Genomic DNA, 14,373 nt, shown 5'->3' on the forward strand with positions numbered 1-14,373 from the left:
ACTTCTTTTTTAAACAATATTCTATAACAAAAAAAATCCGCTCAATGAGCGGATTTTTCAATTTATAAATTGAATTGGCTTAAGCCTTTTCGTCTTCGTCTTCCTTCTCTTTCTTCTTTAAAGACTCTGCTGCATCACCGGTTTTAGCTGTATCGTACATTACAGGCGTTGCAATAAACAACGATGAATATGTACCAACCAATACACCTACGATTAAGGCGAACAAGAATCCTTTAAGGGAATCTGCCCCTAAGAAGAACATTGCCGCTAGTACTACTAACGTCGTTAAAGACGTGTTTAATGTTCTACTCAAGGTACTGTTCAATGATCTATTGATGGTCTCACCGAAGCTCCACTTAGAATGCTCATTTAAGAATTCTCGAATTCTATCGAACACAACAACGGTATCATTTAAGGAATAACCAATCACCGTTAAGATAGCTGCGATAAAGGCTTGGTCGATTTCCATACTAAACGGCATAAACTTCCATGTTAGTGAGAAAATACCTAAAACTATCAATACATCGTGGAATACAGCTGCAACTGCACCTAATGAGAATTGCCATCTTTTGAATCGGATTAAGATATACAAGAATACAACCACTAATGATCCTAATATTGCCCAAATGGAAGATGTTTTAATATCATCCGCAATGGTTGGACTCACTTTACTAGACATCATTTTTCCGACTTTAGCATCACCCGAACCATCCAAAAATTCTTGATACGTCATACCATCTGGCAAGTATGGCTTAAGTGACTCAAATAACGTAGACTGCACCATCTCATCAGCTTCAGTTGAATTATCTTCAACCATCCACTTGGTAGAAATTTTCAATTGGTTATCATTACCAATAGTCTTCACTTCTACACTTCCAAAGGCATCAGTCAAAGTACCCATGACTTCCTCTGTGCTGACATCTTGAGCAAAGCGTACTTGATAGGTTCTACCTCCAACAAAGTCAATACCAGCATCTAACTTATTTGTAAATAAGGATGTTAATCCTGCAGCAATTAAAATACCTGAAATGACATAGGCGATTTTACGTTTCTGTAAAAATTTAATATTCACGTTATTGAAAAGACCTTTCGTCAACGACGTAGAGAAATCTAATTTGCCACCTCTGTTTACGTACCAATCAACCAATAATCGTGTAATGAAAATTGCAGTGAATAAAGAGGTTAAAATACCAATGATTAATGTTGTTGCGAAACCTTTGATAGGACCTGTTCCAAAAACAAATAATATCAAGGCTGTTAATCCTGTCGTGATATTTGCATCTAAAATAGATGATAACGCATTTGCAAAACCATCCTTTATGGCATCTTTCTGTGCTTTACCTTTTACCAGTTCTTCACGTATGCGTTCAAAAATAAGCACGTTTGCATCCACCGAAATACCAATTGTTAAAACAATACCAGCAATACCAGGCAAGGTCAATACTGCTTTTAATCCTGCAAGAACTCCAAATATCAATAAGATGTTTAATAGTAATGCAATATCAGCGAATATTCCACCTTTTCCGTAATAGAAAATCATCCATAATAAAACAAATACCAATGCTAATCCGAAAGATATCGTACCTGAGTCAATGGCTTCTTGACCCAATGAAGGTCCAACCTCATCTGCTTGAATGATATCCGCAGACGCTGGTAATTTACCTGCTCGTAATACATTTGCTAAATCGATAGCTTCTGTTAATTTAAAGGATCCAGAAATCTGTGAGTTACCGCCTGAAATTGGCCCTGTACTAACACCTGGTGCAGAATACACAATATTATCTAATACAATAGCAATAAAGCCTTGAGTTTCATAAGCAGTTCTGGTCATATCTTCCCAAACCTTTGCTCCTTTGGCATTCATCTGCATACTGACAGCAGGCTTGTTGTACTGGTCATAATCCTGACGTGCATCCGTAATAACTGCACCACTTAATGGTGGTTGATCTTCTCTATTACTTTTAACAGCATACAATTCTACAAACTCAGAATCTTCTACTTGGATACCCCAAGCAAAACGTGCATAGCGCTGTTCTGCAGGCAATAAGTCTCTATTGGCATTTAATTTTGCCATAATATCTTCCTTGTCCTTTGCCAAGAACATTCCGATTACTGGTCCACCATTACCTAGGCTTTGAATTCCTAATGGATTGACATCCGTAGTTACAGCTGTAGAATCTTGTTCGATCTGTCCTGTAAGTTCATCAATAGCACTGGTTGTAGAATCTACTTCTTCAGCAGCTTCTTCCTGTTCTGTTGTTTCCTCTTCTGCTGCTTCGTTGGCTTCAACCAATCTTTGATTGACTTGCAATAAATACCCTGCTAAATCTTGAGTAGTATATGTTTCCCAAAACTGTAATTGAGCAGTTTTCGTAATGATATCAATGACACGTTGTTTATCCTTAGCACCCGGCAATTCAATAAGAATTCGCCCTGTATTTCCTAAACGTTGTATGTTTGGAGACACAACACCAAATCCGTCAATACGATTTCTTAAGACTTCAAATGCCGACACAATGGATTCATCAACCTTTGTTTCGATAATGCCTTTTACCTCATCATCAGTCATATTGAATTTTACGTCATCACTCAACGAGCGATTACCAAAAATGTCTGGAGATGCCAATTTTGTATCACCTTTAATCGCATCAAACGCTGTATAAAACGATTGTAAGTACGAATCTTGAGAATCCGTTTGAAGTTCATCAGCATCCTCTAAAGCCTGATTAAAAACAGGATCTTTACTTCCATTAGCTAAACCTTTCAAAATATCTTTTACAGAAATCTGAATAATGGCATTGATACCACCTTTAAGGTCAAGACCTAAATTCATGGCATTTTCCTTCACCTCATTATAAGTGAAGCTTGCAATACCCAAATTATAAACTTCTTGAGTGTTTAAGGAATCTAAATAGCGTGCCTCTTCTTGGTTAATAAGATCTGGATTGTCAAATTTACTCTGTGCAATTTGCTCCGCTTCTTTTTCAATTTGGTTTGCCTTAAAGGTAAAAGACAACTGGTAAATACTTACCAAACCAAATAAAAGGGCAAATAATTTTACTAAACCTTTATTTTGCATTGTATGTTGTTTTAGTTAATCGAATTTTTACGAATCCGGCAAATATAACCGTTCGCCTTAAATCCGACAATTAATAATTATGATTAAAATGAATTTTGATAACCTGAATTTTATTTGATTTAAATGGTTATCCGTTTTTTGATTGTAAGATTATTAGCAAATTGGGCCAGCCCGAACCTCTGGAATTTGATAAGATGCATAATTAATGACTACGAGGTTGTAATCATTTAACTCATGTTGAGAATCGTTTAATGATTTTAAACCATCGTCACCTATATTGCTAAGTGCAAAAAAGGTATTCGATGTTATTGGCCTGTCTAAATGCTCTTTAAATTGAGAAACCAGTGTACCTTCAAAATCCCAAGCGTTATTGGAGCTGTTTTGGATTTCTGAAATATTGACTGTTAAGACGTTTGAATCTTTCTTTTCAGGATCTGAATTTTTTGAACTTTCAGGTATAGCTGTAGTGATAAGTCCATCCTGAGTCAATATATCCTGAACACTTGTTACATTTGAGGTACTGTAATAGGTAATAATATATCCCGCCGTACCTTTTTCTTCTATAGAAATTCTAGAGACACCAACATTGGTAAGCTTTTGGGTTATCTGAGTAAGTGTACTCTCAACACTTATGTCGTTGTCTTGAAACTGAACAACTATCTGTTGGTTTGGGGCTTGGCTATTATTATAATGAATGCCTGTTACAGCAAACACTACCAATAAAATTCCATATACCCACCTTGTTTTCATGCGCCAAATATAAAAAAATAAAGACTGTATCGCTACAGTCTTTATTTGAATTCCTTTATATAAAATTACATACCACCCATCTTGGTATAGCCTTCTGGAGGTGTAAGGCTAAATAAGCTATCCTTAACAGGCTCTCTTTTAAGCTCAGTGACTTCAGATGTAATCACCATTTCGCTTCCCATTTGGTTCATTTTCATGGTCATCAACATTACAAGACCATCAATTTTATCACCTAACATCATGGTCTGTTGTGTAACTACTGGTTGTATTTTATCAGTAACAAACAATTCCATTTCCACAACCACACCTTCATTATCAACACTTATAATATACTGCTTACACTCATAGCCAAGAATTTCCTTGGTTTCATCCCCTTCTTTAAGATCTATTTTTTCCAACATCTCTTCGGAAACCTCTAAAGACTGAGTTATATACATTTTTTGCATGCCCATAACCATTAGCATCTCTTTTGCTTCCAAATCAGAAACCGTAATTATATCTCCCGTCATTGGGCTCGACATTTCAGCACGTGTCTTTTTACCCTTTATATATAAAGTACTCATCATATCTCCAATCGCTGCCAATTGAGAACCGATTTGTTCATTATCACTACTCATTGTTGTTTTTGAGATTATGACACCTTCGGTAAATTTTTCCTGTGCAACAGCTGTAATTGCTAAACAGACAGCCATTGTAAATACTAATAGTTTTTTCATATCTTTTTTATTATTAAAAAACGTCTTATAAGATGAACTTATAAGACGTTAGGTTATAGTTCTTATGTGTTTCAAATACTTAAAGCTCTAATAAGCCATTAGTTTTCTTAACTCCTTCTGCACTTTCGGACATGTGTGCTTTTTCGGCATCACTCAATTCTATTTCTACTATAGACTCAATTCCGTTACGTCCCAAGATAACCGGAACACCGATACATAAATCATTCAATCCATATTCTCCTTCTAATAATGTAGAACAAGGAAACATTTTCTTTTGGTCACAAGCGATGGCTTGCACCAAACCTGATACTGCAGCACCAGGGGCATACCAAGCTGAAGTTCCCAATAATTTAGTCAGTGTTGCTCCACCAACTTTAGTATCTTCCTTAACCTGATTTAATCGTTCTTCGGATAAGAATTCTGAAACCTTAACGCTGTTTCTGGTTGCATGAGCTGTTAATGGTACCATCCCAGTATCACTATGTCCGCCGATAACCATACCATCAACATCACTGATTGGTGCTTCTAATGCTTCAGCTAATCGGTACTTAAAACGTGCAGAATCCAATGCGCCTCCCATACCGATAATTCTATTCTTTGGAAGATCGGTGGTCTTATGTACTAAATACGTCATGGTATCCATTGGGTTACTCACTACAATAATAATAGTATTTGGAGAATGTTCAATTAAACTTGAAGATACAGACTTTACAATCCCAGCGTTGATACCAATCAACTCTTCACGAGTCATCCCTGGTTTACGAGGAATACCAGAAGTTATGACGCAAATATCACTGTCTGCAGTTTTTGTATAATCGTTTGTGCTTCCTGTGATTTTTGTATCAAATCCGTTTAAAGATGCACATTGCATTAAATCCATGGCTTTACCTTCGGCAAACCCTTCTTTAATATCTAAAATAACGACTTCGGATGCAAAGTTTTTAATGGCAATATATTCAGCACAACTTGCGCCAACTGCACCTGCTCCAACTACTGTAACTTTCATGTATAATTAATGTTAGGTTAATACTATTTACGAGTTGCAAAAGTACAAAATCCTAAAAGCTTTTAACTTAAAAAAAGTATAAGATTTGAATGTAAAATCTATCTAAAGATTATAGTTAACACCTAACATTATATTAAGAAAATCCCCAAATGTTGCCATGGTATTAATTGAGAAGTCCGAAAACTGATAATCCAGCCCTAAATCAGCCTTAAATTGTGTGTTAGAGTTGCTGGTGTCATTTAGAACTCTATTGAGAATGGACAAAATAAGATCGCCATCACCCCCAACTTCATAATCAAACGAACTTGAAATTAAACCAATCCCCCCAGTAATTGCAAAAGCATTCAATCGTTGAGATGCTGTTAACTGATATGTAAATGAATCTCCTTGAACAGCTACTGAATTTAAATTGCCGATAACAAGATTAATATTTGTAAAGGTATCTTCTACATTAAAGTTTGAATACGCCACCATGGCTCCTAAACTAAAATTAGAATCTGGTTGTCCAAACCATTGCGATAAGTTATGATGCAAGCCTACCCCAAAAGTATTGTAACTCGTTTCTTTCACTTTAATTTTTGGAGAAAGACGAGCCATCAACGTTGTGCCTTTCCAAAACGTCAGTGCCGCCTGAATATTTACCTGGCTCACATAATCTTCATCAATACCTTCTGGGGCATCAAATCTAAAAACCTCATCATTGATTGAGCCTTCTAATTCTAAAATGTCTGTTCCACCAATGGACGTTGGCAGTTCAACAACCTGGTCTGGTGTTAAAATACTTAGGTTGATTAACTCTGATTGGTTAACTGTAAATGTTTTAAATTTTTCTGGAAGGACTAACAACCCTCCTTGCACAGAAACTTCCAAGTTCCACTGGTGCTTTTGTTCTGCTGTAGAATACCATCCTGAAGAGGCTTGGTAAGAGACACCTTTTGCCGCCGGGTTTATATACCGTTGTGATAATAAAATAAGATCGGAAACAACATCATCTATATCTTGATTAGATTGAGCAAATGTTGAAATCGAAAAAAGTAAGCCTATAGGAATAAGCGTTAAACGGGCAATCACCTTCATGTGGTTGGTTTTTAGTTAATAGCGCTTAAAAATACAATTATTTGGAAACTTAAAATGAAAAGTTTATCCCAACAGTTGCACTATTAAATTCAGCTAAGGTATAGTCTGCATTTAACCCAAAGAATCCTAGTTTAAGGTTAGCTCCAACAGTTGCTCTAACGCCCGAGACATCCTGTTCTATAGAAAATGGATCTACGATTTCCTCAGAGAAGAGCGCACCATCAGAGACTCTGTAGGTTCCTAAAAGATCTGTGGTCGATGTACCTGTTAGATACCCAACTGCACCATAAAAATTAATAATCTTGAGTTTTGTACCTACTATAAGTTCAGCCAATAGTGTAGATACCTTAGTATCGATTTGTTGATTTTCTCCTTCAACAGTACTCGTATTAGCTAAATCATAATTTCCATCTAGTCTTGTGTAGGCTACCAATCCAGATACTGCCACAGGCCATAAATTATCAGCAGGCAACCATTTTGTAAACTCTTGTTGAATACCAACTCCATATAAACCTATCTCGGCATCTTCAGCTTCTGTCTTTGGAAAAAAGCGAACTTTTAATTGCGTTCCTACAAATGGAGAAAATCCTGCCTGTAAAAATCCTGTTGGTATTAGGTTAATATTTTCGGCACCTAAACCTGTTGGAAGTGTTATTTCTGCTTCACTATTTCCAAAAATAGGGTCATCGTATGTAACAATTACAGTAATATCTGGATCATTGTGACCAAGTGCAGTTGCCACTGATTTTGAAGGACTGTCATCCGGAAAGCGTATGTTTTCATAGTCCGCAACATTAAGTTGGAAGGATTTTTTATCGTTTTCAATAAAACCGATGTTTCCAATTATCGATAAATCAACCTTAAATCGACCTGTTGCCTTGGCCGAATTGAACCAGCCATTATTAATACCATAAGCCAGTCCATCAGAAGCTGGTGCTAAATAATCTGTAGTAAAGCGTTTGGCATCAGCAACACCAGCGGCTAAAAGGTCATTAACATTTTCTTGAGCCTGATTTGTAAATGGGAGTAGTCCTAAAAAGGAATAGATGATTAACTTTTTCATAGGTTATGTTTATTTGAGGGCTTAAAAATAATAAAATTTATTAAATATTTGCGTTTTATCGAGTTTTTACTGCATTTAATCGTGGTTTGTGCTTAACAAAAAAAGCAGCTACGTTATTAACGTAACTGCTTCTCTATTGGTTTTATTGTTTTGCTATATGACGAGAATAATATTTAAGCTCTAAATCGTCTCTTTGAGTGCCTCGGAAAAAGCGTGGTGTATCTAGAAGTGGTTTAACTTCAAAATTTTCTTGTTTTCGATACAACAAATCGCAGATTTGCCACTCTAACTGACGAAAATTTCATCACATTATTCACATAAAACTCTACACGTCTATGTTGGCATAGATGGCATTCTTTTCAATAAACTCTCTACGAGGTGGTACTTCATCACCCATAAGCATTGAGAATATACGATCTGCTTCAACACCATTGTCAATTTGAACCAAACGCATTGTTCTGAACTCAGGATTCATAGTCGTATCCCAGAGCTGCTCAGCATTCATTTCACCAAGACCTTTGTAACGTTGAATTTTTGAACTTTCACCAAATTCTGCAACAATAGCATCACGTTCCTTATCACTCCATGCATATTGCTTTTTAGCGCCTTTCTTTATTAAATATAAAGGTGGTGTGGCAATATAAATATGACCGTTTTCTACCAGTTCTTTCATATATCTAAAGAAAAACGTTAAAATCAAAGTGGCAATATGGCTACCATCAATATCGGCATCACACATAATAACAACTTTATGGTAACGTAATTTTGAGAGGTTTAAAGCCTTACTATCTTCTTCTGTACCGATAGTGACACCAAGTGCTGTAAAGATATTCTTGATCTCTTCGTTCTCAAAAACCTTGTGGGTCATCGCTTTTTCCACATTAAGAATTTTACCTCTAAGCGGTAAAATTGCCTGGAAATTACGATCTCTACCTTGCTTTGCTGTTCCACCTGCAGAGTCTCCCTCAACTAAAAATACTTCGCATTTAGTCGGGTCTTGTTCTGAGCAATCCGATAGTTTTCCTGGTAAGCCACCTATACTCATTACCGTCTTGCGCTGCACCATTTCTCGTGCTTTTTGTGCTGCATGACGAGCTTGAGCCGCTAATATCACCTTTTGTACAATAATCTTAGCATCATCTGGATGTTCCTCCAAATAATTGGTCAACATTTCAGAAACAGCCTGTGATACAGATGCTGAAACTTCACGGTTACCAAGTTTCGTCTTAGTCTGTCCTTCAAATTGAGGTTCTTGTACCTTTACTGAGATGATTGCAGTCAGTCCTTCTCTAAAATCATCACCTGCGATATCGAACTTTAACTTATCTAACATCCCAGATTCATCAGCATACTTTTTTAAGGTATGTGTCAATCCTCTTCGGAAACCTGTTAAGTGCGTTCCCCCTTCATGCGTATTAATATTGTTAACGTAGGAGTGTAAATTTTCGGCATAAGACGTATTGTAAACCATAGCAACCTCTACTGGTACGCCATTCTTTTCACCTTCAAATGCTATAACATCTTTCATTAAAGGCTCACGATTACCATCTAAGAATTTTACGAATTCAGGCAAGCCATTTTCAGAATGGAAAGTTTCACCTTCAAACTCACCGTCTTCTTTTTTATGACGACGATCAATCAAATGAATGGTAATACCTTTATTAAGATATGCCAACTCACGCATACGACTTGCTAAAGTGTCATAGCTATATTCTCGCGTTTGTGTAAAAATTGTAGAGTCTGGTCTAAAGGTAACAATGGTACCACGCTTATCTGTTTCACCTACTTGCTTAACAGGATACATTACTTTACCACGCTCGTACTCCTGTTCCCAAATAACACCGTTTCTATAAACAGTTGCCTTAAGATGCTCAGAAAGTGCGTTAACACAACTTACACCAACACCATGTAAACCACCAGAAACTTTATAGGAATCCTTATCGAACTTACCACCGGCACCAATCTTGGTCATTACTACTTCTAAGGCAGAAACCCCTTCTTTTTTGTGTAAATCTACTGGGATACCTCTACCGTCATCTTCTGTTGTAATAGAGTTGTCCTCATTAATGATGACTGTGATATTGTCACAATGACCAGCTAATGCCTCGTCAATAGAGTTATCGACAACTTCATACACTAAATGGTGTAGTCCTCTTGTACCGACATCACCAATATACATGGATGGGCGCATACGCACGTGCTCCATCCCTTCTAAGGCCTGAATACTATCCGCCGAATAGTTATGCTTGTTAAATTCTTCTTTCTTTTCGCTCATTATATTTTGAGTTTTTATGAGTTTGTCTTTGAGCACACTTCGACAAGTTCAGTGTAACACCTCAGACAATACTACTTAAAATTAATTCTTAATTATACCATAAAAAAAGACGCCTTGGCGTCTCATTTTGAGTACTATCAAAGATACGAAATATCAAAGCTTTTTAGAAGCATTTTATCGGATTTAGCTAATATTTATCAACATTTGTTAATTACAAGAAAGTTGCTTAAAACGGCTAAAAAGTAGCTTAAATTAGATTTTGATTAATTTTTACTCAAATTAAAATCATGATTTTTTACGAAACGCTTACAGGCTCTCTTTTAAATTAAAAACAGCACCAAATTGGTGCTGTTTAATGATTTTTTAAGCGTATAATTATTAATCTTCTGAAGGCCTATAACTGATGGTTTCATCTAGCTGATACATAAACTCCGTGACATTTTTTATTGAAGCCGTAAGTTTAGAACGCATTTTTTTTAGTTTTTCCTCGCCATGTTTTTTAGCATATATTGCCCATGGGTTAAATCTATCTTCACCCATTTCAGCAAAACTGTCGTAAAAGAAAACTACAGAGAAATCGTGAGTATCTCCACCCTTTGAACCAAGCCAATGTGCGTTATAGCCTTCTGCATCTTTTACCGTACCAACGATTTCTTGAATGATTTCGCCAAATGTAAAAGGATCATGGACATCAAAATTCATAACGTTAACGACCTTACCAACTGGAGGCGTTGAAGCAGACCAGTCTGTTAGAGGTACCATGTAAGAACTTCTGTATGCCCTCGAATGCGATGTCAGATCAGGCATGTGGTCATTTTGGCATTTTTCTGATGCCTCTGAACTGTCATTGTCTAAATCTCCATAGGTCATAATATCTCGTACAAAGACAACTTGTGTGCCTTCTCCTTGTCTTCGCCACCATGCTTCATAACTGCCATCCCAGTTATTCTCTTTTAGGCATGCGTTATACTCTGTCATTGCTTTGTAAAATGATGGCTCGTGACCAAATTTTACATCGACTTCTACCATTTCCACCATCGCTGGTGGCTCTTGTGCAAAGCATAGTAATGGCAGGATAAATAGTAATACTGCTAATTTTTTCATGTTAATGATTTAATTAATTGGTTAATAAAATAACCATACAATAAGACAGGGAAATTATAGCAGTTGGGATAATCTTAAAAAATCAATGTGCTATTAAAGGAATTTCTAAGATAGAAAATAAACTTGGATTCTCCTATTTATTACTAAAATAAACCAAACACTATCAGAGGTTTATATATATTGAGCTTTTATAAAAAAGGTTATTTATCGTTACGGATCATCTTCTTGAGAGTCTTTAGCATTTTTGCGTTAATTACTAATATTTCTTTTGTACGGGTCTTACAAATGTCACTTCTCTCCATTATTAGATCAATTGATGATAGTAGCTGATGGTCTTGATAAATTACCTTTAAGGCGTCCTCAGATTTGTTTGCCTTATTAGATCTCAATTCTTTATAATATTTTTTCGCCATCTCTAGCCAATTTGATTCTATGATAGCATTTAAAAGGCTGTAAGACGACACGATATATTCATACTTTGCGCGATACTCTCTAAGAGTAGATTTGATTTCAAAATCCAATAGCTCTTTATACACTTCTTCATTATTAGCCAATAGATTAGAGTTGTGCCTAAACGACGACATTGGAAACAGATTGCCAGTTCCATTGGTGTTTATAGTAGAAATATCAAAGTCTGGATTGTCTTCAAATTGCCGAATTGCAGTTAGTGTGCTATCCAATATGGACAGTCCCCTTAAGCGATCCTGAAAAAAAATAGAATCTGCTTTAGCATCGGACAGTAATTGGTTAAATAGTAAATCTTGCTGCCGAAGTTGTTTACGGTGTTCATTCCAATTATTTATCTGTAAAGCAATTAAAATTCCGATGACTACAAGTATAATTTCACCTATGGCGTATTTGAAGTAACGTGAAGTTTTCTTCTGTTCCATTAGTTTAAAGCGTATTTGACGGAAAAATTTAATCATATCCCTTCTGTTTCTTCAATCATCTTAACAATTAAAGCTTTCGCTTCTTTTAAAATTGTTTTTGTGTTGCCATACATATAGAGTTTATCATCAATATGATTTTCAAACTGAGGGTCTGATAAAAGTTCTAAATTACTTACCCCAAGTGTCGATTTCCTATAATTAAATTGTTCATTGGTGACATCGGCATTTCTTAATGATCCATATTTTTTTAAATAGGCTATAATCTCTTCGCCCGTTTTCTCTGTTCTAACATCAACCTCTAGCATTTGATTACGCAACCTTGACCACTTGTAGAGTAAAAGTTTTAATTTTTCATTTTTTAAATCTGCAATGCTTCCAGAACCAGCCAAATTATTAAGTAAATATTCGCTTGGCCTCCAATTGGGTGAGCTTAATGAACTTGAAAGCATGTAATCTAAAGAGTCTAAGGATACTATCTTGGGTGATGGTCCAAATAACTCAAAAACATTTTCAAGTGAAACAATTACCTTATCTACTTCTCCATTAATAGAATCTAAATCCTTAAGATTATCCTCAAATTCAACTCTTAAGTTATTAAGCAACAGTTGTTCTTGTATTTGAGCTTTTCTACTTTCATTCCAATTATTAATCTGTAGTGCGATTAAAATACCTATGACCACTAGTAGGATTTCGCCGATGGCGTATTTTAGATATTTACCAGTCTTGTTTTGTTCCATAAGGTTGTAACGTATATGTCTAAAAAACTTTATCATAAATTGATGATTAAGGTACTATTTGTATCCTCACCAAAGCTCTTCAAGAGCTTCGATTTTGCAAAGGCAAAATTATGTTCGAATAGTCTAAAGAATTTAATCATATTTAATTTCTGCTTCTATCTGTTTTACCAAACTTTCCATTTTGTTCTTTAGAGCTTTATAATTAACAATTTGTCCTTCTGTTAGATATAACCTTTGGCGTAAGAGATTAATAATAAAAATATCTTTTTTATAGTCTTCTATGGTTTTTGCATTGACTTCAAATTTGGATAAATCTACTTGGGTGAAATTTTTATCATCAAAGTTACTACCTAATATCTCTTCATCCATAGTTGGCAAATAATCAAACTTCATTAAATAGGGTGCAATTATATTTCGTGTATAGTCTCTGCTTGCCGTATCCCAACTCACATAATCAGAATTATAAAATGCATTAAGAGAATCTACCAACTGATTATTCTTAATAAAATCTATTGTTCTAGACTCCGTAATACTATTAAATGTTGTTCTATTGATATCAAACCCTAGGAAAACTACTGTAGAAAAAAATCGTTTTCTAAACGTATTTCGATCAGTTTTGACTTGATTAGACAAAACATTTAAACAAAATTTATAGTGAGCTACATTAAGTCTGCCTCCCTCAATCACTTCCTTTATAACTTGGACATCATTGTTAAGCTCTATAACCAACTTTTTTAAAACAATCTGTTCTTTAACAGCTTCTTTTCTAGATTCATTCCAGTTATTGATTTGTAGTGCGATTAGAATTCCTATGACTACCAGTAGGATTTCGCCAATGGCGTATTTGAAGTAACGACCTGTTTTATTTTCACTCATGAGTTTATATCTTATTTGGCGAAAGAATTTAATCATATTTAGTTTTTATCTGCAAGTGCATTTTCTATGGCATTAATGATAGTTTTTATTGTTTCTTTTAAATCGTAATCATTACCAAGAATAAAATCAATGTTATGTTTATGATGCCAAATAACACTTTCAAACTTCATGGTATTTAATTCTGAAAAATTGGTGCTAAAACTAGATGGGTTAGAATACATTTTAATGTTATCATTTTCCCACTTCTTAGTAATCTCAGCATTTGCCAAAGGAAAATTATCTATTAAAAATGGCATTAAATTATTATTGTAATTCATTACTGTAAACCCTATGTCCTCTCTGGCTTCCTCCAACTCAGCAGGCCATCTTGTAATTAAAACTCTTAGCGCATCATTTTTTAGAATATCTAATTTTCCAGAATTAATGATTTCATCAGTAACTGCGCGTCTGGCATCAAAACTAGAAATAACTCCTAGGCGACCCAAAAGACTATCTAACTTTACAGTTTGCTTTTCTAATGTATTGTCTCGTATCATTTCTGTTATTCTAAAACATGCATCAATATTCGTTTGGTTTAGTTCTACAGAACCATCAATCTTTTCTAAGTTTAATTTGAATTCATTTTGTAAACCAATTAAGAGATTCTTCTCAGCTTGGCTAGCCTTGCGTTGCTCATTCCAATTATTGAGTTGTAAGGCTATTAAAATACCAATAACGACGAGTATAATTTCGCCAATGGCGTATTTAAAGTATTTAGATGTTTTGTTTTCCATAAGTAAGTTTTTGCGTATATGTCTAAA

The 14,373-nt window shown here is 35.3% G+C and carries 12 protein-coding genes; all 12 read right to left on the bottom strand.

Annotation, left to right across the window (positions count from 1 at the left end):
• Window positions 1–79: 79 nt before the first annotated feature.
• On the bottom strand, window positions 80–3,079 hold the full coding sequence (secDF, locus tag ACFEMA_RS11715) for a protein translocase subunit SecDF (RefSeq protein WP_411768389.1): 3,000 nt from the start codon (window positions 3,077–3,079) through the stop codon (window positions 80–82).
• 153 nt (window positions 3,080–3,232) lie between these two features.
• Window positions 3,233–3,829, bottom strand: a complete 597-nt coding sequence (locus ACFEMA_RS11720; protein WP_411768390.1) for a hypothetical protein — start codon at window positions 3,827–3,829, stop codon at window positions 3,233–3,235.
• A gap of 65 nt (window positions 3,830–3,894) precedes the next feature.
• Window positions 3,895–4,545, bottom strand: a complete 651-nt coding sequence (locus ACFEMA_RS11725; protein ID WP_411768391.1) for a DUF4412 domain-containing protein — start codon at window positions 4,543–4,545, stop codon at window positions 3,895–3,897.
• 79 nt (window positions 4,546–4,624) lie between these two features.
• On the bottom strand, window positions 4,625–5,551 hold the full coding sequence (gene mdh, locus ACFEMA_RS11730) for a malate dehydrogenase (protein ID WP_411768392.1): 927 nt from the start codon (window positions 5,549–5,551) through the stop codon (window positions 4,625–4,627).
• Between the two features lie 102 nt (window positions 5,552–5,653).
• A complete protein-coding gene (locus ACFEMA_RS11735; RefSeq protein ID WP_411768393.1) occupies window positions 5,654–6,628 on the bottom strand; it encodes a DUF6588 family protein in 975 nt (324 codons plus the stop codon).
• Window positions 6,629–6,677: 49 nt separating this feature from the next.
• The gene (locus tag ACFEMA_RS11740; protein ID WP_411768394.1) at window positions 6,678–7,691 is read right to left on the bottom strand and encodes a DUF6588 family protein; all 1,014 of its coding nucleotides are present in this window, start codon (window positions 7,689–7,691) and stop codon (window positions 6,678–6,680) included.
• Between the two features lie 325 nt (window positions 7,692–8,016).
• Window positions 8,017–9,966, bottom strand: coding sequence for a DNA topoisomerase (ATP-hydrolyzing) subunit B (gyrB, locus tag ACFEMA_RS11745; protein WP_411768395.1), 1,950 nt, complete (start codon window positions 9,964–9,966; stop codon window positions 8,017–8,019).
• Window positions 9,967–10,344: 378 nt separating this feature from the next.
• On the bottom strand, window positions 10,345–11,070 hold the full coding sequence (locus ACFEMA_RS11750) for a hypothetical protein (RefSeq protein ID WP_411768396.1): 726 nt from the start codon (window positions 11,068–11,070) through the stop codon (window positions 10,345–10,347).
• A gap of 200 nt (window positions 11,071–11,270) precedes the next feature.
• Window positions 11,271–11,996, bottom strand: a complete 726-nt coding sequence (locus ACFEMA_RS11755; protein ID WP_411768397.1) for a DUF6090 family protein — start codon at window positions 11,994–11,996, stop codon at window positions 11,271–11,273.
• Window positions 11,993–12,697, bottom strand: coding sequence for a DUF6090 family protein (locus ACFEMA_RS11760; RefSeq protein ID WP_411768398.1), 705 nt, complete (start codon window positions 12,695–12,697; stop codon window positions 11,993–11,995). Before ACFEMA_RS11760 ends, ACFEMA_RS11755 begins: the two co-directional genes overlap by 4 nt.
• A gap of 132 nt (window positions 12,698–12,829) precedes the next feature.
• A complete protein-coding gene (locus ACFEMA_RS11765; RefSeq protein ID WP_411768399.1) occupies window positions 12,830–13,609 on the bottom strand; it encodes a DUF6090 family protein in 780 nt (259 codons plus the stop codon).
• 2 nt (window positions 13,610–13,611) lie between these two features.
• The gene (locus ACFEMA_RS11770; RefSeq protein WP_411768400.1) at window positions 13,612–14,346 is read right to left on the bottom strand and encodes a DUF6090 family protein; all 735 of its coding nucleotides are present in this window, start codon (window positions 14,344–14,346) and stop codon (window positions 13,612–13,614) included.
• Window positions 14,347–14,373 lie beyond the last annotated feature (27 nt).

The organism is Winogradskyella sp. A3E31, from assembly GCF_046720935.1.
Taxonomy (GTDB): Bacteria; Bacteroidota; Bacteroidia; order Flavobacteriales; family Flavobacteriaceae; genus Winogradskyella.